The following is a 26,999-nucleotide window of genomic DNA, read 5'->3' on the forward strand; positions in this document are numbered from 1 at the left end:
GAGCACAACCGTTCGATCATCAATGGCATACTCTGGCGGCTCCGTTCCGGTGCCCCGTGGCGCGACGTGCCACCTAAATATGGCAGTTGGAACACCATTTATCGCCGGTTCCGGCGATGGAGTGAAGCCGGGGTCTGGGAGACCGTCGCCGTGACGCTGGCCGAAATTATGGCGGACAGCGGCCACTATAGCATCGACAGCACCACAGTCCGCGCCCACGTCTCGGCAGCGGGCGGAAAAGGGGGACTCATCGACGCGCTCTTGGCCGCTCGCGGGGCGGGTTCACCAGTAAGCTTCACTGCCTGGCCGACGCCCTCGGGCGGCCGCTCGCCTTCTATCTGACGGTCGGCGAGGCGGCAGATTGCAAGGCCTATGACGCCTAATCGGCCTGCCCGAGCGCGCTCCTGACGCCCTGCTCGCCGACAAGGGTTACGATGCCGACGCAATCCGTGCTGACCTTGCCAAACGGAATATCGAGGCCGTCATTCCGGGCCGGTCAAACCGCCGCGTGAAAATCGAGCACGATCGGGCGCTCTACAAGCAGCGCAATCGGATCGAGCGCATGTTCGGGCAACTCAAGATCAACCGGGCGATCGCCACCCGATATGACCAACTAGCCAACAGCTTCCTCGGCATGGTCTGAGGTGGTCCCGCCTTCTTGGACAGTTTGGCGGCTGAGTTAAGCTAATCCCGGTTATCGTTCATGCCGCCTGTTTGATCATCAGATCATGGGGGGCATGCCCCCCATGATCTGATTGTCCGATCCGCCGATAGGCCTCGAGTGGGGTTCTCCCGGCCAGGCTCGAGTGCGGACGCTGGGTGTTGTAATAGGTGATCCACCGGCCCAGGCCAGCCCGCAGTTCGGAGCCCGTCTCAAAGGCGTGGAGATAGACGCACTCGTACTTCAAGGATCGCCAGAGGCGTTCGATGAAGACGTTGTCCATCCACCGGCCTCGGCCATCCATGCTGATGCGGACCTCGGCGTCGCGTAGCACGCTGGTGAACGCGTGCGACGTAAATTGGCTGCCCTGATCGGTATTGAAGATCTCGGGCTTGCCGAAGCGGGTCAGGGCCTCCTCCAGCGCTGCGACACAGAAGCCGGCGTCCATGGTGTTCGACAGCCGCCAGGCCAGTACCTTGCGGGTTGCCCAGTCCATGATCGCTACCAGATACAGAAAGCCGCGCCGCATGGGGATGTAGGTCACGTCGGCACACCACACGTGGTTTGGCCGCTCGATCGCCAGCTTGCGCAGCAAGTAGGGATAGACCCGGTGCTGCGGATGGGGATCGCTGGTGCGCGGCCGCTGGTAGATCGGCGTCAGCCCCATCTTCGCCATCAGCCGCCGTGCCCGACGGCGACCGACCTCATGTCCTGCACGCCGCAGGTGCCGCGCCATCTGGCGGCTGCCGTACCAGGGGCAGTCCAGAAACGTCGCGTCGATCACCGTCATCAGCGCCAGCGTCTCGTCCGTTTCCGGCACCGGGGCGTAGTAATAAGACGAACGACTGATCCGCAGCAGGCGGCATTGCGCAGAGATCGACAAGCGGTGGTGAGCAGGTTCGATCATCGCCCGCCTCCGATCCACGCTCATCGACCGAAGGCTTTCGCTAAAAAATCCCGCTCGACGACCAGTTGCCCGATCTTCGCGTGCAGCTTCTCGAACTCGCTATCGTTGGCGGTCTTGGCCACATCGCCCGCACCGGAGAACGTGCCGGCCATCCCTTCGATGGCCTGCCGCTTCCAGGATGCGATCATCGTATGGTGCACGCCATGTTTGGCGGCTAACTCCGCCAGCGTCAGGTCACCCCGGATCGCCTCCAGCGCCACCTTCGCCTTGAAATCCGCGCTGTAGCGCTTCCTCGTCGTCTTCATTCCCGTACCAATCCGTCAGGTCGGAATTAGCTTAGCATCCTGTCCAGAAAACCGGCACCACCTCAGTCCATCTCGCCACCGCCAGATACTGGCTCAAATTTGTCCACGCCGCCTAGCACTACTTTGGCAGAAGCGTGATTTTTGGGATTCCCATGGCGCAGGATGCGTGATTCATGGGGAGCCAGCTTTGATGGAGGCTGGCGATGGACGAGGATTGGCAGGCGGATCTTGAGCGTTGGCTCGCGCCTTATCTGGAAGCCTTGGGTAACAAGACGCGGCGTCGAATGTGCCCAGCCTATATTGCAGGTCTGATCGGCCCCGGTGATCGCAAGAGTATCCAGCCCATGGCAGCTCGCTCGGATGCGATCCCTTATGACCGGCTTCATCATTTCATCGGGGCCGGTCTGTGGGACAGCGCCCCGTTGGAAGCGACCTTGTGGAGCCAGGCGGATGAATTGGTTGGTGGCGACAGAGCCTGGTTGATCATCGACGACACTGCCTTGCCCAAGAAGGGCAAGGCCTCGGTTGGCGTCGCGCCGCAGTATGCCACGGCACTCGGGAAGAATGCCAACTGCCAGACGCTGGTGTCGGTGACACTGGCTTCGAGCGAAGTTCCGCTCATGCTGAGCTTGCGGCTGTTCCTGCCGGAAAGCTGGACGAGCGATACCGCGCGCATGGACAAGTCGGGCGTGCCTGCTCCTTTGCAGGAATATCGTACCAAGCCCGAGATCGCGATCGAGGAGATTGATCGCATCATCGCTGCCGGCGTGCGCTTCGGGTGTGTGCTGGCCGATGCCGGTTACGGGCTGTCGGCTCCGTTCCGGCAGGCGCTGAGTACACGCGGCCTCTGCTGGGCTGTCGGCATCCCCAGGCACCAGAAGGTCTATCCGGCCGACGTGCAGCTGATCTTCCCCATCGCAGGTCGCGGTCGCCCTCGGGTGCGGCATGTGCCAGACGTCAAATCCATGGCCGCGCACGCGATGCTCGAAGGCGCGAAATGGCGGCAGGTCAGTTGGCGCAAGGGGACCAAGGGACGGCTGACGGCGCGCTTTGCGGCCATGCGCGTGCGCATTGCCGATGGTGCGCCTCAGCGGATCGGCTCTGCCGGGGCCCAGCACATGCCGGGCGAGGAAGCCCGGCTGGTGGGTGAGCATCGCTCGAATGGCGAGCGAAAATACTATCTCTCCAATCTCCCCGGCGACACCCCAATCAAAGCTCTCGCCGGCGCGATCAAGGCGCGCTGGATCTGTGAACAAGCGCATCAGCAACTCAAGGAAGAACTGGGGTTGGATCACTTCGAAGGACGTTCCTGGACCGGACTTCAACGCCATGCCTTGATGTCGATGATGGCCTACGCCTTCCTGCAATCCCGAAGGCTCGCTCAGGCGGGGCGGAAAAAAAAAGAGTCCTCGGTCCGCCTCCCCAACCCACCTTGCCCGCAGTGCGCCAGGCCATCCTTGACCGCCTGTCTCGCTCACCGCCGGAGCAATGCCCTCACTGCGGATGTAGCCTCATCAGATACCCTAGCAAATTTCTGCCAAAGTAGTGCTAGCATTACAGTTGCATATTGATTGAAACTCTGAATCAATGGGTCTCCATGGTAAGGAGGCCGTGGATGACGGGTGCATCGATTGAGACCACGCTGGAGCTATGGGCATCGTCGCTTCGCGACGTGAAGGCTCGGATGCGCGACCTGTTCACGCAGGAACGCGTTGCAGCCTCAGCGAACCTTTTCCTGGATGGTTTGCTGGGTGACGAGCGCCGTAAGACGGGCTGGATGCGCGCAGAGGCGGCGGGTGATCCGGGGCCTTGGCGACAGCAGGCCATTTTGGGCCGGGGGCGCTGGGACGCGGACGGGCTTCGCGCGACACTGTGCGGGAGTATGTTGTCGAAAACCTTGGCACACAGGACGCCGTTCTGGTCATTGATGAGACCGGGTTCCTCAAGCAGGGCAAGGCATCCTGTGGTGTTGCGCGTCAATATACCGGCTCGGCGGGCAAGATCACAAACTGTCAGATTGGGGTGTTCGCCGCCTATGTATCGGCACAGGGCCATGCCTTTATCGATCGTGCGCTTTATTTGCCCAAGAGTTGGACCGGCGATCCAGCAAGGCTGGCTGCCACACACGTTCCCGAGACCATCGCCTTCGCCACCAAACCGGCTTTGGCTGTCGATATGATAGGGCGCGCGTTGGCAGCAGATGTGCCTTTTTCCTGGGTGGCGGCCGATGCGGTATACGGCGTTGGCGACATCGAGGGCGCGCTGCGCCGAGCCTGAAAAGGCTATGTTCTCGGGGTCAAATCCGATCATTACTTCGGCTCATGGGCAGGCAAGCCCATGGTCGCGGGCAAAGCGGAGGAGATTGCCCGCGATCTTGCGCCCGATGCATGGCAGCGCCTGTCTGCTGGCGAGGGAACCAAGGGCGCGCGGCTTCATGACTGGGCTTACTGCGAACTCGCCGATCTCGAAGCTGATGAATATGATGAGACGAAATCGGGACTTTGGACCCGGGGCCTTCTGATCCGCCGCAATATCAGCGACGGCGATCTCGCTTTCTTCACAACCTGGTGCCCCGCCGGGACAGGCATCCAGGCGCTTGTTTCCGTCGAAGGTCATCGCTGGGCAATCGAAGACAGCTTCGAAACCGCCAAGAACGAGCTTGACCTCGATCACAACGAAACGCGATCATGGCATGGCTGGCATCGCCACGTCTCGCTCGTGATGCTCGCTTTCGCCATGATGGCGGTGATCCGATATCGCGCCAACCACGCGACGCCCCCAAAAAGACTAAGGATGCCGACCATCAGGATCTGATCCGCTGGTCGATCCAGGAAATCCGGCGGATCGCCAACAAGCTGGCCCAGCGTCGTATCCAGCCCGCCTACATCATCGCCTGGTCATGCTGGAGACGAGCGCATCAGGCTGCCGCACGGCGCGCTCATATCAAGTCAAAAATGCAACTGTAATGCTAGGAACGCGGCGCGCATCCGGCGAAGACGGCATGATGCACATGCAGGCGGTGGCTGCGTCGATGTACCCTTTCAGATGACTTGGGGAACCGCCCCCCCCCCCCCCCCCGCGCCGAAAAGCCGGTCCAGGGGAGCGATCCGTACAGCGCCAAAACGAGTCAGTCCGCCGACGCCCCAAAGCTGTAACGCAGTGAAAATCCGGCGGTGCGCGGCGCGCCCACGGCGTCGCCGCGCACGCCGAAGACATTCTGCAGGTTGGTCGAAAAGGTCTTGTACTGCTTGTCGAACAAATTGTTGACGAATACCGCGAGGTCGACGTCGCTGCCCATCACTCTCTTCCACTCCGCGCGAATGCCGGTCAGCGCATAGCCCGGCAGGCGTGAATTGCGCGTCAGGCATGGGCGATACAGGCCGTTGGGGCCGCAATTCGCGGTCGCCGTGTCGCTGGTGCCAAACGACGACTGGACATATTGGCTCACCGTGATCGACGGCTCGCCCACCGATTCCGCCACGGGCAAACGATAGGTCAGCGACCCGTTGAACTGATGCTTGGGCGCGAAGGTGAAGTCGATGTCGGAAATATCGACGACGGTCGGCACCCCGGCCACCGCATAGATATCGGTATAGCGGGTGTAATCGGTCTCGGTCCGCGCATAGTTGAGCCGGATGTCGAGGTTGGTCGCCGGGCGCCATTCAAATTCCAGCTCCGCACCATAGATGTCGCCCTGCGACGCGTTGGTGGTCAGCCCGACCAGCACCGGCGCGGCAGGCGGCGGCGCGAGTTGCACCGCGCCGCTCGTGCTGCGCTGGATGTTCGTGTACCAGCCATAATAGGCGGCGGCGTTGAAGCGCGCCGGTCCGCCTAGCAGGTCGAACTCCGTCTTCAGGCCGAATTCGATATCGTCGATCTTCTCGGGCAGGAACGGGCTGGAGACGGCCACATTGTTCGGCGACGTCGGGAAGCCGCCCGAACGATAGCCGTGGCGATGCGCGAAATAGGCCTGCATCTTGTCGGATGCCTTGAACTTCACGCTGACGTCCCAGGTCGGCTCCTCGAAGCTGGTCGATGCGGAATAGCTACACAAATTGCGGTCGGGTGTGGTGTTGTCCAGCGACCCATTCGTCACCGAACTCAGTCGACACCGGAACACGCGGTTGTTGGTGCCGGCCGGCACGCGAACCTCGTCGATATTGTGCCAGGTGACTTCACGGTCGTCATGGGTGAAGCGGATGCCGCCGGCGAAGGATAGCCACTCGGCCGCCTCCACCTCCGCGTGGAAGAACAGCGAGTAGCTGGTGTTGACCGCATCGAAATCCTGGAATCCGCGATTGGCCGGCGGCGGGCTGTTGGCCGGATTGATGCCGGCCAGCGCCGCCAGTTGGGTCTGGATATTGCTGTCGTTGCCGCTCTCGCGGAAATAGAAGAGGCCGCCGATCAGATCGATACGGTCGCTGCTGAAGGTGAATTGCAATTCGTCGCTGAACTGCTCCGTCGTCTGCGTTCCGCACGGCGCCACGACATGCACCGCGCTGCCCGCCGTGTTGAAACAATAGTCGTTCTTGAAATCCTTGTACCCGATGATGTTCTTGACGCCGAAGCCGCCGCCCAGATCGATCGACGTGATATTCTGGATGCCATAGATGTCCTGGTTGTTCCGCAACGCTATCGCGCCGTTGTAGGAATAGAAGTCCCGCGGCTGGCTGTTGAAATCGGCCACCAGCAACGGTCCCAGCGGCGCGGTCACGCCGGCAAGTACCGTCGTGTCGACCGCCCCCAGCTTCAGGCCGGTGCCATTTTCCCGCACGCGCAGATAGGTGCCGATCGTCGTCGATTCGATCACGTCATTGGGCGCCCAGCGCAGCGACAGGCGATAGGACTGGCTATCTATATCGTCGGTGCGCTGGTTCTGGAGTACGTTGTAAGTATAACCATCGCGCTTAGTCATCTTGGCCGCAGCGCGCAGCGACAGCGTGGGTCCGATGGGAAGGTTCAGCATCCCTTCCAGATCGATCAGTCCAAGATTGCCGGCCTGGCCCTGGACATAGCCCGCAAAATCACCCGTCGGCGCCGCTGGCGTGATGAGCACCGCGCCGCCGGTGGTGTTGCGCCCGAACAGCGTGCCCTGCGGTCCGCGCAGGATCTGCACCGATGCCAAATCGTGCAGCACGGCATTGCCGCCGCCCGCGCGCGACGTACCGACTTCGGCGAAATAGACGCCGACCGCGGGATCGATCAGGATCGTCGGCGTGCCGGCGCGCTGCGCGCGAATGCCATATTGCGGCGATGCCGACCCGCGCACCGTCGGGCTGATGGTGAGAGACGGCGCGATGCGCTGCAGATCCTGCCCCTGGACAATGCCCAGCGCCTCCAACTGCTCGCCGCCGACAGCGGTCACCGCGACCGGCACGTCCTGGAGCCGCTCGCTGGTGCGCCGCGCGGTGACAAGGATTTCCCCAAGACCATCGTCCTGTGCCGTTTCGCCGGCAGCGGCGGCTGACTCCTGCGCGTACGCGATCGTCGTACCGCAACCCAGACAGGCCGTAGTTGCAGCACCGAGCAGCAGTATGCGCGTAAATTCGATCTTCATTCTATCCCCTCCCCCGATATTTCTACAAGGCCGGTTTATTTCCGGCATGTTGCTGTATTCAGAATATCATTCTTACCATAGTAGGCCGATATTGCCATAGTCAACATATGCTGACTGCGCGCCCGACCCCCGCCCACAGAGGGACGCGCCGTTGGGCTACGGAGTCTGCTGGTTCTGCATCCGCTCGGCCATTGCGGTGGCGATCTGCGCGTTGCCCCTGGCGCAATGCGGATCGGACTGGAGAACAGCCTCATAATAGCCGCGCAGCCGATCATGCCCCGCAAATGCGGAAACGCCGAAAAACTCGGTCGTGAAGGTGAAGAACAGGCCGGTCGCGAGCGCGCAGTCGGCCAAGGTCAAACGGCCGTCGACCGCATAGCCCGCGCCATCCAGATGGGCCTCGATCCAGCCCATGCCGTTGTCGATCAGCGCCAGCCCCTCCGCCACCCGATCGTCCTGGATCACGCCCGACCGGCGCTGAAAGGTCAAAATTCCTATCCCGGTGAAGAAATAGAGGTCGAGGATGCGGCAGATCAGGCGGATGCGCGCGTCGCTTTCCGGGCTCTTCCCGCGCAGCGATGTCGCGGGGAACCGGTCTTCGATATAGTGCGCGATCGTGTCGCTCTCGACCAGGATGAGGCCGGTCCTGGTGTCGAGCGCCGGCACCTTGCCCGTGACCACGATCGTCCGGAACTGATCGATCGGCGGTCGCGGAACGATCTCGATCTTATGCTCTAGCCCCTTGGCCGATATCTGAACACGATTTCGCGCACAGAATGGGGATATTCCCGCGTCGTACAGCTTCATCGCCATGAATGTCCCGCCTCCCCGCGCGCTCGGCCTGTTGCCCGTCGCTATCCGCGCTGTTCCGCATAGCGCAAAATGCCGCCTTGCATAATTCAAAATTTTGTTTGATGTATCTGCCATGACGAGCGCAGGCAATGCGCTGCCATTGGCTGAGGATGTAGGAATGCTTGAAGGAAAGGTGGCGCTCATCACCGGCGGCGCGAGCGGAATCGGACGCGCCGCGAGCCTGAAATTCGCGGAATATGGAGCTGTCGTGATGGTCGCGGACATCGATCTGGAGGGCGCGGGCGAGACGTGCGGCCTGATCCGGGCGAAAGGCTGCGTTGCCGAAGCGGTCAGGGCCGATGTCGCGGTCGAGGCGGACGTCGCGGCGATGGCGGCGGCGACGGTGTCCCGGTTCGGGCGAATCGATACCGCATTCGTCAACGCCGGGATCGGCCTGCCACCCGCGCTGGCGGCGGATCTGGAAGAATCGGCATGGCGGCGTGCGCTCGACGTCGATCTCATCGGCGTATGGCTGTGCATCAAGCATGTCGTGCCGCCGATGATCGCCGCCGGTGGTGGCACTATCGTCAACACTGCCTCGCGCGCAGGGATGGCCGCGACGCCGGGGCGTTCCGCCTATGCGGCGGCGAAGGCGGGGGTCATCAGCCTGACCCAGACGGTCGCGGTCGAATATGCCGACAAGAATATCCGGGTGAACGCCGTCTGCCCCGGCGTGGTTCTGACCGACCCGGTGCGCAAATGGGCGGCATCGGGCGTCGATTTCGTGCGCGACCTGGGCGTGCCGATGGCGCGCGGGGGAGAACCGGAGGAAATCGCCGAGGCCGCGGCCTGGCTGGCCTCATCGCGCTCCAGCTACATCACCGGCCAGGCCATCGTCGTCGATGGCGGCCTCCACGCGAAATGATGATGCCCTGAAAGGGCCGGACGAGGAGAATCAGGATGAAACGACAGGATGCCGACCTGCTCACCCATGTCGAGGGCGATGCGCCCATGGGCGCGCTGTTCCGGCGCTATTGGCTCCCCGTAATCCAGAGCGCGCGGCTGACGCCGGGCGGCGCGCCGATCAAGGTGCGCATCCTGGGCGAGGATTATGCTGCCTTCCGCTCGCCCAATGGAAAGGCGGGCCTGATCGGCGAACGCTGCCCGCATCGCGGCGTGTCGATGCTGCTGGCGCGCAACGAGGATTGTGGGCTGCGCTGCATCCAGCATGGCTGGGCGATCGACACCGCCGGCACGGTGGTCGAGGCGCCCAACATGCCGAGCGGCGCCGCGCTGCACCAGATCCCGACCAACGGCCGCCCCGTGCAGGAAAGCAACGGCATCGTCTGGGCATGGTTCGGCGTGGCCGAAGAGGCGCCGCCGCTGACCCCCTATGATTTTGCCAACCTGCCCGACGGGCATGTCGACAGCGTCGTGTCGGTCGGCCAGTGCAACTGGCTGCAACTGCTCGAAACGCTGTGGGACCCCTATCATGTGTCGGTGCTGCACAGCACCGCGCTGCGCAATGCGCAAAAGGCGGGGAATGCCAAATCGACCTATTCGTCAGGGGTGATGACGTTCGATTTCGAAGCGACGCCCTATGGCTTTTTCTATCACAATCAGTCCGACGGGAAGCGGATCGGCACGCCGTTCGTGCTGCCGTGCTGGTCCTATCACATGCTGACCGCCGACGTCGAAGGCGACTATCTGGCACTGGGGCATGTACCGGTCGACAACGCGAACCATCTGATGTGGGGGATCGTGTTCAACCCGTTCAAGCCGCTCGCGCCGGACGGCAACGGGCGCAAGCTGATCGACAGTTTCCCGCGCCGCCACGACTATCGCGACCATTTGTCGCGCGACAATCTGTGGCAGCAGGATCGCGCCCGGATGGAGTCCGGGGAAAGCTTCACCGGGCTGGACGTGGCGGCGACGCCCTATGGCGTGACGCTGGAGGATTTCGCGACGATCGAGAGCATGGGCCGCATCTACGACCGGACGCAGGAGCATCTGGCGCCGACCGACATCGCGATCCAGCGCGGACGCAGCCGCTTGCTGGAGCTGCTGCGCGACTTGCAGGGCGGCCGCCCGTTGCCGGAGGCGGGCGAGGAGGTCCGAGGTGTGCTGCCGACGCTGAAACTGTACGAACCGGCCGTTTAAGCACGGATTCCGGCGCGACATATCGGGCGACGACCCGATCTGCGCGCCGGTGCAGCAGAGGATGCGATGCGCCGGTGATTCAGGCAGACGATGCGCCATACCCCACGCCGCGGCGTGCCGCCTATATGGTCGCGGTGCTCGCACTCGTCACCTTTACAGCGCTGCTCGACCGCTATCTCCCGCTCGTGATGATCGATCCGATGCGGCACGACCTGGGCCTGTCGGACACCGGGATCAGCCTGGCACAGGGCTTGTCCTTCGCGATCTTCTATTGCGTGGCGGGCGTGCCGCTGGGGCGGCTGATCGACCGGCGCAGCCGCCGCAACCTGCTGGCAGGCGCGGTGCTGGTCTGGACTGTCATGGCGGTGTGGAGCGGGCTCGCTACCGATTTCACCCAGCTGTTAATCGCCCGCGCCGGGGTCGGCATTGCCGAAGCCGCGCTGGCGCCCGCCGCCTATTCGATGATCGCCGATTGCTATCCCCCCCGCCAGCAGGGGCGCGCGATCGGCCTCTATTTCACCTCGCTGTCGGTCGGCAGCAGCCTGTCCTTCCTGCTCGGCGCGCAACTCTTCGCCTATCTGCTGCAGCATCCGGTCGACCTGCCGCTGATCGGTGAGGTCGCGGCCTGGCGCGCGACGTTCGTGCTGACCGCACTAGCCGGAATCCCCGCGCTGATGCTGATCTTCACCCTGACCGAGCCGGTCCGCCGCAGCATCGTCCGGACAGCGGGCGACGCCGGGCTTGGGACCTTCCTGCGCGGCAATGCGCGCGAGGTGCTGATGCTCTATCTGTGCTTCGGCCTGCTGGCGTTCCTGTCGGTCATCGCGCTGTCGTGGGGCGCCGCATTCTATGGCCGCACATTCGGGATTCCGGTTCGCACGACCGGCACGATCATGGGCATCGTCGTGCTGGTGGCGGGCATCCTCGGCCCGATCGCGGCGGGGATGTTCAGCGACCGTTTCTCCCGCCAAAGAGAGGGTGCCGGGCGCTTCCGCGTGCCGCTGATCGCCGCGATCCTAGCGACACCCGCACTGATCCTGTGGCCGATCGTGCCATGGATCGGCGTTAGCTTCGCGCTGTACTTCGTCGCGACGGTTGCCTTCGCCTTCGGCACCTCCACGACGGGGGCGATCATCCAGGATGTCGTGCCGACTGGCCTGCGCGGTCAGACGGTGGCGATCAACCAGATCACCATGCTGCTGGCGAGCGGCCTGTCGCCGACAATGGTGGCGCTGGTCACCGACAACCTGTTCGGCGATCCATCGGCGCTGCGCTGGTCGGTGGCGCTGGTCGCCGGGGTATTCGGTTCGGCAGCGGTGCTCGCAAGCCTGGCCAATTTGCGCTTCTACGCTCGGCTGCGCGAACGGGCGCTGCACGGCTGAAACGAGTGTGAACGATCAGGGCCGGGATCTACCGGGGATCCTACTCCCGGCGACCCCGGCCCTGCCCCCTTATTTGCCGAACCGATATGCCAGCGTGACGCCACAGGTGGCGGGTGCGCCGATCAGCCGGTCGTTGAAGAACGACCCGAAATTGGTGCCCGTGCGCACGGCATAGAATTCGTCGGTCACGTTCTTGCCCCACACCGAAAGTGTCAGCGGTACATCGCGCAATTCCAGCGTCGCCTTGAGATTGAGCAGGCCAAAGGCGGGCTGCGTCATCGACGCGATCTGGGTGGCGTTGTAGCGCACCGGCGGCGTCACGTTCACGTTGACCATATTGAGGAACACGACCGACGATTTGTGGTCATATCCAGCGTGCAGCGTCAGCATGCCGACCCCGACATCGACCGGCAGGTCGGCGGATAGCGAGAAGGTCTGCTTCGCCACTGTCGGAAATTCGCTGCCCTTGTACGGCCCGCTCGTGAAATCGGGATCGAGCGTGCTGAACGACCCGCTCAGCCGCAACCCGCCCAGCCGCGCCGCCGCCTCCAGCTCCAGCCCGTTGATCGTCGCGGCGCCGACATTCAGCAGCTGGATCGTCACCGGGCTGGTGTTGGGAATGACGTTGTTCTGCTGAATGTCGTTGTAGCGCGTGTGATAGGCGGCGGCGTTGAACGTCAGCCGGCGGTCGAACAGCGTCAGCTTCACCCCGCCTTCATAGCTCAGAACATTCTCCGGATTGAACGGGGTATAGTAGCTGTTCGGCGTGGCGCCGGCCGGCTGCTGGAATCCGCCGGAGCGGAACCCCTTGGCGATCTTTGCATAGAGCAGCGTGTCATCGTTCGGCTTGAAATCAATGCCCACCGTCCACGGCACATAGTCGAAATCGATCTTCGCCGGGGTCCACCGACAGGGCGCACCGGGCGCGACCACGCCGTTGCCGACCAGCGGACATTGCAGCAGCGCGCCCGGATTGCGGCTGGTCGACGTCGCGTTGAACGGCGCTGCGGGCGGCGAGGCCAGCGCGTAGATCGGGTTATAATAGGTGATCTTGCGCGTATCGTGGACATAGCGCGCCCCGGCGGTCAGCCGCACGCTGGGCACGATCTCGAACGTCGCCTGGCCGAACCCGCTGATCGAATCGTTCTTCACGGCGTCGGTTCGTTCGAGCACGACATTGGTGGCCGCGACCGTCTGGCCGAAATACACGCTCTCGGTGAAATAATAGGCACCGACCTGCCAGGTGAGCTTGTTGCCGAACCCTTCCCCGGCAAGCTGCAGCTCCTGCGAAAACTGGTCGCCGTCGAAGATGGCGTAGATATCCTGCAGCTGCACCGGCGTCGCGTCGAGGTCGAACCCCGCCTCATGCTTGATGTTGCGATAGCCGGTGATCGACGTCAGCGTTGCCGCGCCCAGATCGGCGGTGACCCGGCCGGTGATGTTATAGGCATGGGAATTGTTGACGGGGTTGAAGCCCGCCGCCGAACGCCGGCTCTCCTGCGTCTGAAGATAGGGGACCAGCAGGTTATAGGTGGCCGTGCCCGCGATGACGGGGTCCAGATAGTCGAAATGATAATAGCCATTGTGGCGGGAATCGTCGGTATAGTCGAATGTCAGGCGCGCCGTGATTGCCGACCCGATCGACCCGGCGATCGTCGCGCGCACGAAATCCGAATTCTGGTCGTCCATCGGCGATCGCGTGGTGACGTTGTAGGCATAGCCGTCATGTTCCTGATGGCTGTAGACCAGCCGGAGCCCCCAGTCCGCCGACAGCGGCAGGTTGACGATCCCGGTCGCGTCGATCGCGTTGAAATTGCCATAGCTGACGCTCGCCAGCCCCTCGAACTTGTCGGTCGGCCCGCGCGTCGTGATGTTCAGCGCGCCGCCGATCGAATTGCGTCCGAACAACGTGCCCTGCGGCCCGCGCAGCACCTCGGCGCGCTCCAGGTCGATCGCGGCGAAATTGGTGAGCTGGGACCGGGCGTAATAGAGGCCGTCGATATAGGTCGCGGCGGCCTGATCGACATTGGGCTGCGATCCGCTGGGCGGCACGCCGCGAATGGCGATGATCATGTCGTTCTGGCCATAGAAGGTGGCGCTGAACGTCGCGCCGGGCGTGGTGTTCAACAGATCCTGGACCGTGTCGATCTGGCGACGCTCCAGTTCCTCGCCGCTGAATACGGTCACCGCGACCGGAACGTCCTGCAACCGTTCCTCGCGGCGCTGTGCGGTGACGATGATATCATCGACGCTCTGCTGCGCCGATTGCGCTCCCCCCGATGCCTGTGCCCGCGCCTGTGTTCCAAACGCACCGATCGCGACCAGCGCCGTGACGCTGCACGAAACCCGCAAAAGAACATGCATAGCAATCCCCTCCATAGCGTTGTCTGTTTTCGTTTTCCGTCGCCGCATTTGCTGCGGTCGGCGGGTATCGGGTCGCACCGCCCGGTCGGACGGAAGCGACATGCGATTGCGCTATTTCGAGATCGGAATAGTGTTCGACAGCCAAATGGTCAATCAAACATTTTGATGATCTATTGCATGCTATGGTCGCGACGTATTAGCCATGAATGCCATTAGAATCTATATATTACAGTATATTAAACCTTTAATACGTTCCTTACATCAAATATAATTTTGACATACAGCCTTCACACTGCATGCTCACGAAAGCTGAGGACCGACTCGAGAAGAGAGGGCGCATGCTCCAGGCTCGATTGGGCCTGCCCAGCAAGGAGGGTGAGATGAAAGGGGCAGACGCCGAACGCATTTGCCGTGTCGAGGGCGACGCGCCGATGGGCAGTGTCTTTCGCCACTATTGGCTGCCGATCCTGCACAGTGACCGGCTGACGCCGGGCGGCGCGCCGATCAAGGTGCGCATCCTGGGCGAGGACTATGTCGCATTCCGCTCGCCCAATGGAAAGGCGGGCCTGATCGGCGAACGCTGTCCGCATCGCGGCGTATCGATGCTGCTGGCGCGCAACGAGGATTGTGGGCTGCGTTGCATCCAGCATGGCTGGGCGATCGACACTGCCGGCACGGTGATCGAGGCCCCCAACATGCCGAGCGGCGCGGCGCTGCACCAGATCCCGACCAATGCTCGCGCAGTCGAAGAACGGCACGGCATGGTCTGGGCGTGGTTCGGCGATCGCGACCACGTCCCGCCGCTCACACCTTATGATTTCCTCGGCCTCCCCGTCGGACACGTCTCCAGCGTCATGGCCACTGGCCGCTGCAATTGGCTGCAGTTGCTTGAGACGTTGTGGGACCCGTTCCACGTCTCGGTACTGCACAAGTCGGCACTGTCGAAGGTGAGCGCGGCGGGCAGCGCGAAGTCGACCTTCATCACCGGCCTGATGAAGCTGGAATTCGAAGCGACCGACTATGGTTTCTTCTATCGCTCGACGTCCGATGGAAAGACGACCGGTACGCCGTTCGTCATGCCGTGTTACTGCATCCATTTCCTAGGCGCGGACGAGAGCGAGGACTGCATCATCCTTGGCCATGTCCCGGTCGATGACGCGCACATGCTGATGTGGGGGATCGTGTTCAACCTCCATCATCCGCTGAAGCCCGACGGCAAGGGCCTGAGCTTCATCGACAGCTTCCCGCGCAGGTTCGAATATCGCGACGACCGGGGCGTCGAGAACATGTGGCTGCAGGATCGCGCACGCATGGAATCAGGGGAGAGTTTCAGCGGGCTGGAACCCGCCAACAGCCCCTATGGCGTGTTTGTCGAGGATCTCGGGACGATCGAGAGCATGGGCGGGATCTGCGATCGGGTGAACGAGGTGCTGGCGCCCACCGACCAGATCGTCGTGCAGGGCCGTCACCGGCTGTTGCAGATCGTCGGCTCCGTCGCGCGCGGCGCTCCGCCCCCGGGCGTGACAGCCGAAGCGTTGCGCAACGCAATGCCGAGCTTCGCCTATCTGGAACCGGCGCAATAGGGGGCAAACCCTCGAACGGGAGAGATGCAATGGCACAAGTTTCCGACCTCATCCGCAGCCAGTCCCTGCGCGAACGCATGACCACGCGCGCAATCACGCCGCATAGCGGGCTGGAAATCGGCGGTGTCGATCTGACCACGCTCAGCGACGCCGACCTGCACGACGTCCAGCAGTTGCTCGACGACCGGCTGGTGTTGGTGTTCCGCGACCAGAAGCTCGACCGCGACCAGCACAAGGCGATCGCGCGACGCTTCGGCACCGGCGAAATCCATCGCCATCCCTTGCAGCGCGACCGGACCGACATCGATACCGAGGTTTCGGTCGTGGAGACCGGTCCGCAATCGAAGATCACCGCCGGCAATGAATGGCATGCCGATACCACCGCCTATCTCGCGCCGGTATCGACCAGCCTCCTCTACCTGACCCAATTGCCGCCCAGCGGCGGCGGCGATACCGTCTATATCAACATGTATCGCGCGTTCGACAGCCTGTCGGCGCCGATGCGCGAATTCGTCGCCGGGCTGCGCGCCGTCCATGACGCGACGCTGCCATGGACCGGCATGTTCGGCTTCACGCCGAAGGAGGGCCAGACGTTTCCGCGCACCTCGCACCGCGTCGTCCTTACCCACCCGCGCACCGGCCGCCAGCAGTTGTTCGTCAATCGCGGCTTCACCAGCCATGTCGAGGACTTGTCGAAGGACGAGAGCCGCGCGCTGCTCGACCTGCTCTTTGCCCATGCCGAGGCGACGCTGACGCTCCAGTGCCGCGTGCGCTGGGAACCGAACACGCTGGTGATGTGGGACAATATCGCCACGCAGCATCACGCCGTGTGGGATTACTTCCCCGAACGCCGCTACGCCGAACGCATCTCGGTACTCGGGCCGGAACTGGAGGGCGCGATCGCCCGCTGACGGAGGACTGCCATGACTCACGACCCCGATTGCACCGTTTGCGCCATGGTCGCCGCCAGCGATCGTTCGTCCGTCATCTGGGAGGACGAGAACTGGATCGCGACCACCATGCTCGACGTCCCCGGCTGGTTGCTCGTGATGACCCGCCGCCATGTCGATGGCGTGTGGTCGCTGAACGCGGCGGAGGCGTCGTCCTTTGGCCCCATCCTCCGCGACCTCGCACAGGCGACCAAGGCCGCGACCGGCGCGGAGCGTACCCATCTCGCCGCGCAGGGGGAACGGGCGCTGCACTTCCACTACATGATCCTGGCGCGCACGGCGGATGGCACACCGGTGTTCGACAGCCACGAAATCTCGCGCCGCGCCGCGCTGGATGCCGATGCGCCGCGCGCCCGCGCATTCGAGGCGGGTCTGCGCGAGGCGCTGCGCGAAACCGCGCTGGAGCCGACCGCCGGCTGACGATCCAGGTGGCCGGGCATTGCCTGCAATCGCAGGAATTCTGTTGCCCTTTGCCCGCGCCCATGGCCTTAGTGCGAAGCCATCCGGCCGGTCACCGGCCGCATGGCGTGGCGGGGACAGCAGAACGGGCCAATGGCGACACACAAGACGAACAAGGCGACATCGACCGAACCCGAAGCCGCCACGATCCCCGCCAAACGGGTGCCCGACGGACGCGATATCGCCAAGATGAAGCAATCGGCACGCTCCAAGAAGAACATCCTGGCCGCGGCATCCAAGGAGTTTGGCAGCAAGGGGCTGAGCGGTGCGCGGGTCACGTCAATCGCGAAGCGCGCCGGCATGAACGTGCAGGCGCTGTACCATCATTTCGGCAACAAGGAGCAGCTGTACAGCGCGGTGATCGAGGACGCATTCCTGCGCGAGTGGGACGATGCCGTCAGCGAACAGGTGAGCCAGCTCCCCGCCGATGCCGCGCTGCGTTATCTCTGGTCGACGATGTTCCAGGGGTTCGGGGCCGACCGGGTCAAGCTGGCGCTGCTGGGCGACATCAACACGCACCGTGCCCGGCATCTGCGCCGGAATCCGGCGATCAAAGCCTATTTCCAGCGATTCATCGCCGAGCAGACGGCCATCCTCGAGCGCGGCGGGCGCGAGGGCGTGTTTCAGCCCGGTCTGGACTCGCCCTTCGTCTACATGGTCCTGTCCGGCGTTGTCGGAAATTTCGTCAACCATGCGCATTCGCTGGAGGCGATTCTAGATCGCGACCTGCGCGAAAAGGGCGTGCTGGAGCTGTTCCAGCAACAGGTGATCGAATTCGTCCTGCGCGCCATCCGAGCGTAACCTGCCTGGCGCCAAGCCGAATATCGTCCCTGCCGAAAATTCTCGATTGCGAATAATCGTCTGCTCTTTAGAAGCCAAATCTCCAGATTCATTGACGCGGGAGCAAGCGGTGATCATCGATTCGAGCGTGGCGGCAGTCGTCACCGGGGGCGCCTCGGGGCTGGGCGAAGCGGCGGCCCATGCTTTGGCGGCGCGGGGCGTGCGCGTCGCGATTTTCGACCGCAATGCCGCCGTCGGACAGGCGATCGCCAGCGACATCGGCGGCGTGTTCTGCGAAGTCGATATCACCAGCGAGGCGGCAGTTGACGCTGCGTTCGCCAGTGCGCGCGCGGCGCATGGGCAGGAGCGCATCCTGATCAATTGCGCCGGCATCGCCCATGGCGAGAAGACCGCGTCGCGCGACAAGACGACCGGCGAGGGGAAGGCCCATCGCCTCGACTCCTTCCTGAAGGTCATCCAGGTCAATCTGGTCGGGACCTTCCTGTGCTGCGCCAAGTCGGCGGCGGGCATGGTGACGGCCGATCCGATCAACGGCGAGCGCAGCACCATCGTCAACACGGCATCGGTCGCGGCGGTGGAGGGACAGATCGGCCAGCTCGCCTATGCCGCGTCGAAGGGCGGCGTGCTGGGGATGATGCTGCCGGTGGCGCGCGATCTGATGAACGACGGAGTCCGCGTGAACACGATCCTGCCCGGAATCGTCCACACGGTGATGGTCGAAACGCTGCCGCAGAATGTGCAGGAATCGCTTGCGGCTTCGGTCCCCTTCCCCAAAAGGCTGGGCCGCCCGAGTGAATTTGCGGCGCTCGCCTGCTCGTTGATCAAGAATGGCTATGTCAATGCCGCGACGGTGCGGCTCGACGGCGCGCTGCGGATGGCGCCCCGCAGAGATCGAAAGGAACGTGATGGACCCCGTTTACATCCTCTCCGGCGTGCGGACCGCGATCGGCAGCTTCGGCGGATCGCTCAAGGACCAGCCACCCGCGCATCTCGGCAGCATCGTCATCGCAGAGGCGCTGCGTCGCGCGGGCGTTTCGCCCAGCGATGTCGGCCATGTCGTGATGGGGCAGGTCATCCCGAGCGAGCCGAAGGATGCCTATCTCGCGCGCGTCGCCGCGATCAATGCCGGCATCCCGGTCGCGGCCCCTACCCTTACGCTCAACCGGCTTTGCGGGTCGGGCCTGCAGGCCGTGATTTCCGCCGCGCAGATGATCGCGCTAGGCGAATGCGACGTCGCGGTCGCGGGCGGCGCGGAGGTGATGAGCCGCTCCCCCTACCATGTCGCCGCCGTCCGCTTCGGACAGAAGATGGGCGACGTTGCGATGGTCGATGCGCTGATCGCCGTGCTGAGCGACCCGTTCGAGGGCTTTCATATGGGCGAGACGGCCGAGCGTGTCGCCGCCGCCTACAACGTCACCCGCGAAATGCAGGACGCATTGGCGGCCGAAAGCCAGCGGCGCGCGACCAGCGCGATCGCGGCCGGCCGCTTCGACGAGCAGATCGTTCCGGTCCAGATCGAGTCGCGCAAGGGACCAGTCCAGTTCGCGCGCGACGAATATCCGCGCGCCGATGCCTCGGTCGAGAGCATGGCGGGTCTGAAGCCGGTGTTCCGCAAGGACGGCACTGTCACCGCCGGGAACGCATCGGGCATCAACGACGGCGCCGCCGCACTGACGCTGGCCGGGCAAGCCGCCGTGGACAAGCAGGGGCTGAACCCGGTCGCGAAGATCCTGGGCTGGGGCCATGCCGGTGTCGCGCCGGATATGATGGGCATCGGCCCGATCGAGGCCGTGCCGATCGCGCTCCAGCGGGCGGGCGTCGCGCTCGACCAGATCGACGTGATCGAGGCGAACGAAGCCTTTGCCGCACAGGCCTGTGCCGTTGCCGACACGCTCGGCTTCGACCCGGCAAAGGTCAATCCGAACGGATCGGGCATCTCGCTCGGCCACCCGGTCGGCGCAACCGGCGCGATCATCCTGGTCAAGGCGATCCACGAACTGGCGCGCACCGGGGGGCGCTATGGTCTCATCACCATGTGCATCGGCGGGGGCCTGGGGATCGCCATGGTGATCGAGCGCGTGTGATGCGACACGCGCGATCCAGCCGATGCGGCGCACCTGCCCGTGGCTGAATCGCGCATCCGCTTCACCGTAAATGGCGCGGTGGCCGAATATGACGGGCGCCCCGGCACGCCCCTGCTCTACGTGCTTCGCAACGAACTGGGGCTCAAGGGAACCCGGTTTGGCTGTGGCGAGGGCGATTGCGGCGCGTGCATGGTGTGGGTCGACGGCAAGCCGACGGCGAGCTGCCAGTTTCCGGTATCCTCTGCGGAGCATGCCGCCATCACCACGATTGAGGGGCTGGCGGATGGCTATGCGCTGCACCCGCTCCAGCAGTCGATCCTCGCGCTCAACGCGGGCCAGTGCGGCTATTGCCTCAACGGCATCCTCATGACGGCGGCGGCGCTGCTGGCGCAGGAGGCCAATCCCGACCGCGAGCGCATCGCCGAGGCGCTCGACGCGCATCTGTGCCGCTGCGGCGCGCATCATCGCATTCTGGCGGCGATCGCAGCCGCAGCTGCGCCGTGACCGCGATGCGGATGCTGGACGATCTGGTGTTGTTCGACGCCGGACGCGTGGTCGTGCGGACCGGCAAGGTCGAGCTGGGCCAAGGCATCCATGCCGCGATCATCGGCCTCGCCGCAGCCGCGCTCGACCTGTCGCCGGACCGGATCGAGGTGGCGCCGACCCGCACCGTCGATTCCCCCAATGAGGGGCATACCTCCGGCAGCCTGTCGGTGCAGACCAGCGGCGTCGCCATCGCCCGTGCGTGCAGTCAGGCGCGCCGCGTGCTGCTTGCCGCCGCCGCAGCGGAACTCGACGCCGTGCCGGATGTGCTGACCGTGGAGGATGGTCACTTCCAGCTGGCAGGGGGCGATACCGGGCTGGATTACTGGGCGTTCGCGGATCGCCTCGCCGCGATTCCGCTGGATGCCGAGGCGCCGCTCGATCTCGTCGCACCTGCCAGCGACAGCCCGCGCCGCGACCTGCTGCCCCGCGTCACCGGCGCCGCGTTCATCCACGATATCGAGCCAGCGGACATGCTCCACGCCCGCATCGTCCGCCCGCCGCAGCATGGCGCGTCGCTGGTCACGGTCGACATTGCGGGGTTCCGCGCGCGCCATCCCGATGTCGAGATCGTCGTCGACGGCAGCTTCCTCGCCGTGTTTGGCGCGAGCGAGGCGGCCATCGTGCGCGCGACCGAGCGATTGCGCGATGAGGCGCAATGGCACCTGCCCGCGCCCGTTCCCGCCTTCGACCCAATCGACCGCCTCGGCCCGGAAACGCCGCCCGGCGAGATCGAAGCTTCGCTGCGTAACAGCCTGCAACGCCATAGCGCGACCTACACCCGCCCGGCCATCGCGCACGGCTCGATCGCCCCTTCCTGCGCAATCGCCTGGTTCCGGGACGAACGGCTAGAAATCTGGAGCCACAGCCAGAATATCTTCGCGCTGCGCGATGCCATCGCGCAGGTGCTTGCGCTGGAACCGGCGACGATTTGCGTCACCCATGCGCCCGGATCAGGCTGCTATGGCCATAATGGCGCCGATGACGTCGCGCTGGATGCCGCGCTGGTCGCGCGCCACGCCGGGGGCTGCCCGGTGCGCGTCCAATGGTCGCGCGAGGAGGAGCTGGCATGGTCGCCGGTCGGGCCGCCGATGCGGGTGCGGATCGACGCCAGCCTGTCCGACGAAGGGCGGATCGCCGACTGGACGCTGGAGCTGTGGACCGCGCCGCATGCACGCCGGCCGGGCGTCGGTGGGCAGGCCAATCTGCTGTCGGCGACGATGCTCGCCGATCCGGTCCCGTTGGGGGTCGCGAGCGAGATTCCGCTGGCGTTCGGTGGCGGCGGCAATCGCAACTCGGTGGCCTGGTACGACCTGCCCGACCAGCGCGTGATCGAGCATTTCGTCGGTGACTATCCCGTGCGCACCTCCTCGCTGCGGGCGCTGGGCGCGCATGCCAATATCTTTGCGATCGAATCGATGATGGACGAGCTGGCAGAGCAGGCAGGCGTCGACCCCCTCGCCTTCCGCCTCGACCACCTCGCCGATCCGCGCGGCCGTCGCGTGCTGGAGGCCGCCGCCGCTATGAGCGCGCGGACCGGTCCCGCTCCGGACGGCTCGGCGCGCGCGCTGGCGGGCGCGCGCTACAAGAATACGAGTGGCTATGCCGCGATCGTCGCTGAAGTCGCGATCGGCGAGACGGTCGAAGTCCGGCGCATCTGGTGCGCCGCCGATGTCGGTTTCGCCGCCAGCCCCGATGGGGTCCGCAACCAGATCGAGGGCGGCATCCTCCAGTCGATCAGCTGGCTGCTGCACGAAGCCGCCCCGCTCGGTGCGCACGGCGTCGAGGCGCGGTCGTGGAAGGACTATCCGATCCTCCGCTTCGCGGAGGTGCCCCGGCTGGAGATCGAGTTGATCGAGTCCGGCGATGCGCCGCTTGGCGCGGGGGAAATCGTGCAGGGGCCGGCCAGCGCCGCCGTCGGCAACGCGGTCGCCCGCGCGCTTGGCCTGCGCATCCGCGATCTGCCGATCACGCGCGAGCGCATCATGCGCGCGGCGTGGGATTAGGTTCCGGTCGCCGCCTCACGCACGGCGATCCGCTTCATCACTCGGGCCAGATGCGGGTTGAGTTCGCACACCTCGCTCCATGACACGAGGTCGAGCGATTTGGCGAAGTCGCTGCCGCCGTTCATCAGCGTCAGCAGCACGCCCAGCTCGACAATCTGCGCATCGCTGAACTGCGCGTGCAGCGCGTCCCACACCGCGTCGTCGCGCAGCCGGTCGGGATGAAATTTGTAGAGTTTGGCGAACCACAAGGCACAGCGCTCAGCATCGCTGAAATGATCGCTATGCTCGAAATCGAGCATCTCGGCGATCAGCTCCTCGGTGACGCCCTCGGCCGCTGCCGCTTTCGACCGGACGCTGGTGCAATAGCCGCATTCATGGCTGACCGACATTTGCAGCCGCACCAGTTCCTTTAGCCGCAGCGGCAGGTCGGTCGGCCCCATCGCCAGGTTCCACAGGTCGAAAAACGCCCTGCCAACCTTGCTCTGCGCATAGATGGCGACGATCCGCTCGTCCGGGGCGCCATTGTCCCGCGCATGCAGGATCAGACGGCGGCCATGCTCGTCCGCGTCGTCGACGCTCACCGCACCCAGTCTTGGCATTGCGTCCTCCGTCAATTGGTCGCGGGGGCCGGAATCGGTCGACCCGTTCCCGGCCCCCTCGCATCAGAACTTGTAGCCGACCCGCACGCCATAGGTGCGCGGCGGCACGTAGCTCATCTGGATCGGCGCGCCCTGCAGGCCGCTACCCACCGAGCCGCCGACCGCAACGTGATCATCCTCCAGATTGCGGACAAAGCCGGAGACGCTCCACTTCTCGTCCGCCGTGCGATAGGTGATGAAGGCGTTCATCAGGTCATAGCCCTTGCCGCTGAACTGCGGCTGATTGAACGCATCGAAGAACACCGGGCCGGAGAAGGTATATTCGCCGCGCAGCGTGATGCCTCCGTCGAACGCCGGAATCTCGTAGCTCGCCGCGATGAACCCGGAATGTTTCGCGGCCTGTGCCAGCCGGTTGCCCGACAGGTCGAGCACACCCAGGGCGCGCCGGTTGGGATCGGTGGTGTTATACTGCGAATAGGTCGCGTCGAGCAGCGATCCGTTCGCCTCGATCGTGAACTGGCGCGTCGGACGGATCGTGATTTCCGCCTCCAGCCCGTCCACCTTGGCGCTGGCAGCATTGGTCACGACCGACACCAGCCCCTGAATGAAGCCGACCTGCAGGTCGGTGTAGTCATAGTGGAATGCCGAGATGTTGGTCCGCAGCGCACCGTTGAGCCAGGTCGCCTTGATACCGGCTTCATAGCTCCAGATCGTTTCCGGACGGAAGGCTGGGGTCTTTGCGCCGACCGCATAGCCGCCGCTCTTGAACCCGCGCTGCACACTGGCATAGATCAGGATGTCCGGGGCGACCTTGTAGTCGATGCTCACCTTCGGCGTGAACGAATTGAACTTCGCCGTTGAAGGGCCGGCAACCGCGTCGTTGCGCGGCACACGATTGGGCAGCGTGCCGGTCGCCTCGAACAGCAACCGCTTCTTTTCCGTGGTGTAGCGGCCGCCGACGGTGATCCCCAGGGCGTCGGTGATGTTGTAGGTCGCCTGCCCGAATACGGCGTAGGAATTCGTCTCCAAAATGCCGACCTGATCGTTGTTGAACAGGTTGATCGACGGGATCGAGCCAAAGCCGTTGGCGTAGTTGTGCTCGAAGAAATAATAGCCGCCCAATACCCAGTTGAAGCTGGCCAGCGTGCCGACCATCTGCAGTTCCTGCGACCAGGTATGGCCATCCTCATTGCGCCCGACGCGCGCGACATATAGGTTGGTGCCGTCGCCGTCATTGTACCAGTAATAGTCGTGGTTTCGATATCCGGTGATAGAGCGCAGCATGATCTCGTCGCTCAGATCCAGCTCGACATTGGCCGACACGCCCCAGAAGGTCCGCCGGTTGATCGTATCCTGATCCAGATTGACGTCCTGCTTGTCCGGCGCACTTGCGCCCAGCACCACCGTGGTGGGCACATAGGGCCCTTCGAAGTGGGGCGTGAAGAAGCTGTCCTTCTGGCGGAAATAATCCGCGCTCAGGTCGATGCGCAGGCTCGCCGACGGCTCGATCCGGATCCGGGCACGCACCGCGCGTGTATTCAGATCGTTGACGTCGTTGCCGTTGGCGAGGTTGGTGCCATAGCCGTCATGGTCGTCGGTGCGGAACGCGATGCGCGCGGAAATCCCCTCCGCGATCGGGCCGCCCAGCGCCCCTTCCACGGTCAACGCGTTGAAATTGCCATAGGTCGCGTCGATATAGCCGCTGGGCGTATCGCTCGGCGCGCGCGTGATCAGGTTGACCGCGCCGCCAGTCGCGTTGCGGCCGTACAGCGTGCCCTGCGGTCCGCGCGCCACCTCGATCCGTTCGAGATCATAGAAGTTCGCGATCGCTGCGGCCGGGCGCGAGACATAGACGCCGTCGGCATGCACCGCCACGCCCGGATCGGCACCCGCCGTCGCGATCTCGAACCCGATCCCGCGCACCGTCACCACGCCGGACGAGCGGCGCTGCTGAACGTTTACGCTCGGGATCGTCGCCGTGAAGTCCTGCAAATTAGAAACGCCGCGCTCCTGCAGGCTCTCGCCCGAAACGGCGGAGATGGCGATCGGCACATCCTGCAGCCGCTCCGAGCGGCGCTGCGCGGTCACGATGATGTCGTCGTCCGATGTGGCATCCTGCGCTGCGGCTGGCGCGGGCGCTGGCTCCTGCGCCCAAGCGACTTGTACCGGCAGTGCCGCTGCGAGTGCCGCAACCGATACGCCACGATAGATCAGATACTTCATCCTCTTTCCCCTCCCTAGAGATGCGCGAAAATTCGCGTCGTTCACTCTTCTCAACTGCCCTGCGTGGCGGGGCGCTGGCCCGTTGAGCCCTGGTTGCTGTCCGGCATCACCCATCGCGTGACGGGCATCGGCCGGGTAACCGGCGTACCGAGCTGCGTTGCCGACAGCAGATAGATGCCGGAATCGGTGGCGACCCAGATCAGCCTGCGGTCCCATTCGATGAAGACATTGTCGACGGTGCGGGTCCATTCGCCCGCGGCGCCCGGCGCCGGTTCGGGCACCGCATCGTCCGTCCCTTGTGACGGCACGAAATAGCTCACGATCGCGGGGCGCCTCGGATCGCGCAGCGAATAGCATTGCAGCCCGGCGGCGAAATAGGCGTAGCAGGTGAAATTCGGATCCGCCCGGCCCGGCGCCTTGAGGTGCGGGGGATTATGCGGTCCGGACCGGCCATAGCGCTCACAATAGCTTTTGTAGGGCGCCGATTTCGGCGGCACCGGCTGGGGCAGATTGGCGATCAGGGTGGGCTTTGCCGGATTGCGCACATCGACGATCGAGATCGGCACCTGCGCCTCGCGGCATTGCGGCAGGATCGATTCGGGATTGGTGATCACGAACCCGCGATCGAGCCGAGCGACGTCCACCGTGTGCACCGCGATCATCGGGCCATCCGACGGCGTCGGCCGCCAGGTCGATACGACGCGCGGATTGGCCATATCGCTCAGGTCTTGGATGACCATGCCGAATGATCCCCATGCGCCATAGCCATAGCGTCCGCCATTCTCGGCGCGCACCGGCATATAGACCGGACCGTGCTGGAACGGCATCGACAGAGGATCGCTCAGGAACGGCCAGCTCTTGCGTCCCTCCGCATCGGCATGACGCTGGCCGGGAAACGACCAGTTGGTCGCCAGTTTAGGCTTGGCTGGATCGAGCAGATCGACGACTTGGAGGCCCCAGGAATAGCCGAAGGAAATCTTCTTGCGCCCGTTGAGTTCGGGAAAGTGATAGCTATCGTCGGGCGCGGTCGACAGATAGGCATAGCGCCCGCCATCGTAGAAAAACCGGTGCGTTCCCGACCCCTGCTGTACCGCCCGCGCGGGATCGCCGCCGTCCACGCTCCAGCGCGAAATCTGCCTCGGTTTCGCCGGATCGGTCAGGTCATAGACGATGATGCCGCGAAAGCCGGGCGTACCGGGCCGGTAATGCGTGCTTCCCGCGACCAGCAGCCACTTTCCGGATGCCTGGTGATAGGCGACCTGGATCTGAAACATGCCGGGATAGCGCCCCTCCTGCCAGGCATTGCCGTTGAGCAGCACCGGCTTGAGCGGATTGGATACGTCGATTACGGCTCCGCGCGTGATGGCGCCCCCCTCGCCATGGGTGGTATAGGCCTGAAACAGATAGCGCTTGTTCCCCACGCTCATCATCTGGAACTTGCCGAAACGGTCGCTGTCGGCGAAGAAATGCCCCAGCACCCTCATATCCTTGATGTAGGATCGCTTTTCGAGGGCAATCGGCTTTACCCCGGGCTGCTGGGCCATGATGTCGATTTCCTGCGCCGCCGCAGATGGCTCCGGATCATGCGCCGTCGCGGCGGCTGGCGCCTGGAGTACAGCCAGC

General features: G+C 64.3%; 20 protein-coding genes and 2 pseudogenes. 15 read left to right on the forward strand and 7 right to left on the reverse strand.

Annotated features, from left to right (window positions below):
- Positions 1-27: 27 nt before the first annotated feature.
- Both ACFFDA_RS11570 and ACFFDA_RS11575 read left to right on the forward strand, forming a co-directional pair.
- On the forward strand, positions 28-342 hold the full coding sequence (locus ACFFDA_RS11570; RefSeq protein ID WP_404479246.1) for a transposase: 315 nt from the start codon (positions 28-30) through the stop codon (positions 340-342).
- Between the two features lie 103 nt (positions 343-445).
- On the forward strand, positions 446-643 hold the full coding sequence (locus ACFFDA_RS11575; protein WP_404479247.1) for a transposase: 198 nt from the start codon (positions 446-448) through the stop codon (positions 641-643).
- A 58-nt stretch (positions 644-701) separates the two neighbouring features.
- On the opposite strand, the gene ACFFDA_RS11580 is transcribed toward ACFFDA_RS11575, so the two are convergent.
- Positions 702-1,873, reverse strand: a protein-coding gene (locus ACFFDA_RS11580) for an IS3 family transposase (RefSeq protein ID WP_404478809.1) whose coding sequence is annotated in 2 segments (ribosomal slippage) — positions 702-1,609 and positions 1,609-1,873 — 1,173 coding nt in all. Because the reading frame shifts where the segments join, the coding sequence is not laid out codon by codon here.
- A gap of 203 nt (positions 1,874-2,076) precedes the next feature.
- Here ACFFDA_RS11580 and ACFFDA_RS11585 point away from each other — a divergent pair.
- Together ACFFDA_RS11585 and ACFFDA_RS11590 are read left to right on the forward strand one after the other, a co-directional pair.
- Positions 2,077-3,444 carry an IS701 family transposase gene (locus tag ACFFDA_RS11585; protein ID WP_404478810.1) on the forward strand — a complete coding sequence of 456 codons (1,368 nt, stop codon included), beginning with the start codon at positions 2,077-2,079 and terminating at the stop codon, positions 3,442-3,444.
- Positions 3,445-3,470: 26 nt separating this feature from the next.
- Positions 3,471-4,687 (forward strand): annotated as a pseudogene (locus ACFFDA_RS11590) (IS701 family transposase).
- A 313-nt stretch (positions 4,688-5,000) separates the two neighbouring features.
- Here ACFFDA_RS11590 and ACFFDA_RS11595 read toward each other — a convergent pair.
- Entirely contained in the window at positions 5,001-7,430 is a 2,430-nt protein-coding gene (locus tag ACFFDA_RS11595; RefSeq protein WP_404478811.1) for a TonB-dependent receptor, read from the reverse strand.
- Positions 7,431-7,586: 156 nt separating this feature from the next.
- Positions 7,587-8,426, reverse strand: coding sequence for a glutathione S-transferase family protein (locus ACFFDA_RS11600; protein WP_404478812.1), 840 nt, complete (start codon positions 8,424-8,426; stop codon positions 7,587-7,589).
- Between ACFFDA_RS11600 and ACFFDA_RS11605 the strand changes: the two genes are divergently transcribed.
- From ACFFDA_RS11605 to ACFFDA_RS11615, 3 genes are all read left to right on the forward strand, one after another.
- Positions 8,401-9,147: an SDR family NAD(P)-dependent oxidoreductase gene (locus ACFFDA_RS11605; RefSeq protein ID WP_404478813.1), complete on the forward strand. Its 747-nt coding sequence runs from the start codon at positions 8,401-8,403 to the stop codon at positions 9,145-9,147. The two genes, ACFFDA_RS11600 and ACFFDA_RS11605, sit on opposite strands and share 26 nt — an antisense overlap.
- A 35-nt stretch (positions 9,148-9,182) precedes the next feature.
- The gene (locus tag ACFFDA_RS11610; protein ID WP_404478814.1) at positions 9,183-10,382 is read left to right on the forward strand and encodes a Rieske 2Fe-2S domain-containing protein; all 1,200 of its coding nucleotides are present in this window, start codon (positions 9,183-9,185) and stop codon (positions 10,380-10,382) included.
- 74 nt (positions 10,383-10,456) lie between these two features.
- Positions 10,457-11,764 carry an MFS transporter gene (locus ACFFDA_RS11615; protein ID WP_404478815.1) on the forward strand — a complete coding sequence of 436 codons (1,308 nt, stop codon included), beginning with the start codon at positions 10,457-10,459 and terminating at the stop codon, positions 11,762-11,764.
- A gap of 69 nt (positions 11,765-11,833) precedes the next feature.
- Here ACFFDA_RS11615 and ACFFDA_RS11620 read toward each other — a convergent pair whose 3' ends face one another.
- Positions 11,834-14,128 carry a TonB-dependent receptor gene (locus ACFFDA_RS11620; RefSeq protein ID WP_404478816.1) on the reverse strand — a complete coding sequence of 765 codons (2,295 nt, stop codon included), beginning with the start codon at positions 14,126-14,128 and terminating at the stop codon, positions 11,834-11,836.
- A gap of 380 nt (positions 14,129-14,508) precedes the next feature.
- Here ACFFDA_RS11620 and ACFFDA_RS11625 point away from each other — a divergent pair, with 380 nt between their 5' ends.
- From ACFFDA_RS11625 to ACFFDA_RS11660, 8 genes and pseudogenes are all read left to right on the forward strand, one after another.
- Positions 14,509-15,711: a Rieske 2Fe-2S domain-containing protein gene (locus ACFFDA_RS11625; RefSeq protein WP_404478817.1), complete on the forward strand. Its 1,203-nt coding sequence runs from the start codon at positions 14,509-14,511 to the stop codon at positions 15,709-15,711.
- A gap of 29 nt (positions 15,712-15,740) precedes the next feature.
- Positions 15,741-16,622, forward strand: a complete 882-nt coding sequence (locus ACFFDA_RS11630; protein WP_404478818.1) for a TauD/TfdA dioxygenase family protein — start codon at positions 15,741-15,743, stop codon at positions 16,620-16,622.
- 12 nt (positions 16,623-16,634) lie between these two features.
- Positions 16,635-17,081 (forward strand): HIT family protein, encoded by a 447-nt coding sequence (locus ACFFDA_RS11635; protein WP_404478819.1) that lies wholly within the window; start codon positions 16,635-16,637, stop codon positions 17,079-17,081.
- A gap of 132 nt (positions 17,082-17,213) precedes the next feature.
- Positions 17,214-17,921 (forward strand): TetR/AcrR family transcriptional regulator, encoded by a 708-nt coding sequence (locus ACFFDA_RS11640; RefSeq protein ID WP_404478820.1) that lies wholly within the window; start codon positions 17,214-17,216, stop codon positions 17,919-17,921.
- Between the two features lie 109 nt (positions 17,922-18,030).
- A pseudogene (locus ACFFDA_RS11645) lies at positions 18,031-18,807 on the forward strand (SDR family NAD(P)-dependent oxidoreductase); the annotation flags it as partial.
- Between the two features lie 19 nt (positions 18,808-18,826).
- Complete coding sequence (gene bktB / locus ACFFDA_RS11650) at positions 18,827-20,005, forward strand: beta-ketothiolase BktB (RefSeq protein WP_404479248.1); 1,179 nt, start codon at positions 18,827-18,829, stop codon at positions 20,003-20,005.
- 39 nt (positions 20,006-20,044) lie between these two features.
- Positions 20,045-20,509 (forward strand): (2Fe-2S)-binding protein, encoded by a 465-nt coding sequence (locus ACFFDA_RS11655; protein ID WP_404478821.1) that lies wholly within the window; start codon positions 20,045-20,047, stop codon positions 20,507-20,509.
- Between the two features lie 5 nt (positions 20,510-20,514).
- The gene (locus ACFFDA_RS11660; protein ID WP_404479249.1) at positions 20,515-22,554 is read left to right on the forward strand and encodes a molybdopterin cofactor-binding domain-containing protein; all 2,040 of its coding nucleotides are present in this window, start codon (positions 20,515-20,517) and stop codon (positions 22,552-22,554) included.
- Here ACFFDA_RS11660 and ACFFDA_RS11665 read toward each other — a convergent pair.
- The 3 genes from ACFFDA_RS11665 to ACFFDA_RS11675 form a co-directional block, all read right to left on the reverse strand.
- Positions 22,551-23,135: a carboxymuconolactone decarboxylase family protein gene (locus tag ACFFDA_RS11665; RefSeq protein ID WP_404478822.1), complete on the reverse strand. Its 585-nt coding sequence runs from the start codon at positions 23,133-23,135 to the stop codon at positions 22,551-22,553. The genes ACFFDA_RS11660 and ACFFDA_RS11665 overlap by 4 nt on opposite strands.
- Before the next feature lie 81 nt (positions 23,136-23,216).
- The gene (locus tag ACFFDA_RS11670) at positions 23,217-25,490 is read right to left on the reverse strand and encodes a TonB-dependent receptor (RefSeq protein ID WP_404479250.1); all 2,274 of its coding nucleotides are present in this window, start codon (positions 25,488-25,490) and stop codon (positions 23,217-23,219) included.
- Positions 25,427-26,920, reverse strand: a complete 1,494-nt coding sequence (locus tag ACFFDA_RS11675) for an LVIVD repeat-containing protein (RefSeq protein WP_404478823.1) — start codon at positions 26,918-26,920, stop codon at positions 25,427-25,429. The genes ACFFDA_RS11670 and ACFFDA_RS11675 overlap by 64 nt, the downstream gene beginning before the upstream one ends.
- Positions 26,921-26,999: the final 79 nt, after the last annotated feature.

The sequence above is a fragment of the Novosphingobium sp. BL-52-GroH genome, from assembly GCF_044813085.1.
Lineage (GTDB): Bacteria > Pseudomonadota > Alphaproteobacteria > Sphingomonadales > Sphingomonadaceae > Novosphingobium.

Bases quoted from the DNA above. Each gene is read 5' to 3' on its own strand.
- ACFFDA_RS11595 (WP_404478811.1), bottom strand. From the start codon at position 7,430: ATGAAGATCGAATTTACGCGCATACTGCTGCTCGGTGCTGCAACTACG.
- ACFFDA_RS11620 (WP_404478816.1), bottom strand. From the start codon at position 14,128: ATGCATGTTCTTTTGCGGGTTTCGTGCAGCGTCACGGCGCTGGTCGCG.
- ACFFDA_RS11625 (WP_404478817.1), top strand. From the start codon at position 14,509: ATGAAAGGGGCAGACGCCGAACGCATTTGCCGTGTCGAGGGCGACGCG.
- ACFFDA_RS11640 (WP_404478820.1), top strand. From the start codon at position 17,214: ATGGCGACACACAAGACGAACAAGGCGACATCGACCGAACCCGAAGCC.
- ACFFDA_RS11675 (WP_404478823.1), bottom strand. From the start codon at position 26,920: ATGGCCCAGCAGCCCGGGGTAAAGCCGATTGCCCTCGAAAAGCGATCC.
- ACFFDA_RS11630 (WP_404478818.1), top strand. From the start codon at position 15,741: ATGGCACAAGTTTCCGACCTCATCCGCAGCCAGTCCCTGCGCGAACGC.
- ACFFDA_RS11605 (WP_404478813.1), top strand. From the start codon at position 8,401: ATGCTTGAAGGAAAGGTGGCGCTCATCACCGGCGGCGCGAGCGGAATC.
- ACFFDA_RS11660 (WP_404479249.1), top strand. From the start codon at position 20,515: ATGCGGATGCTGGACGATCTGGTGTTGTTCGACGCCGGACGCGTGGTC.
- ACFFDA_RS11610 (WP_404478814.1), top strand. From the start codon at position 9,183: ATGAAACGACAGGATGCCGACCTGCTCACCCATGTCGAGGGCGATGCG.
- ACFFDA_RS11635 (WP_404478819.1), top strand. From the start codon at position 16,635: ATGACTCACGACCCCGATTGCACCGTTTGCGCCATGGTCGCCGCCAGC.
- ACFFDA_RS11670 (WP_404479250.1), bottom strand. From the start codon at position 25,490: ATGGGTGATGCCGGACAGCAACCAGGGCTCAACGGGCCAGCGCCCCGC.
- ACFFDA_RS11600 (WP_404478812.1), bottom strand. From the start codon at position 8,426: ATGAGCGCCACCTTTCCTTCAAGCATTCCTACATCCTCAGCCAATGGC.
- bktB (WP_404479248.1), top strand. From the start codon at position 18,827: ATGGACCCCGTTTACATCCTCTCCGGCGTGCGGACCGCGATCGGCAGC.
- ACFFDA_RS11585 (WP_404478810.1), top strand. From the start codon at position 2,077: ATGGACGAGGATTGGCAGGCGGATCTTGAGCGTTGGCTCGCGCCTTAT.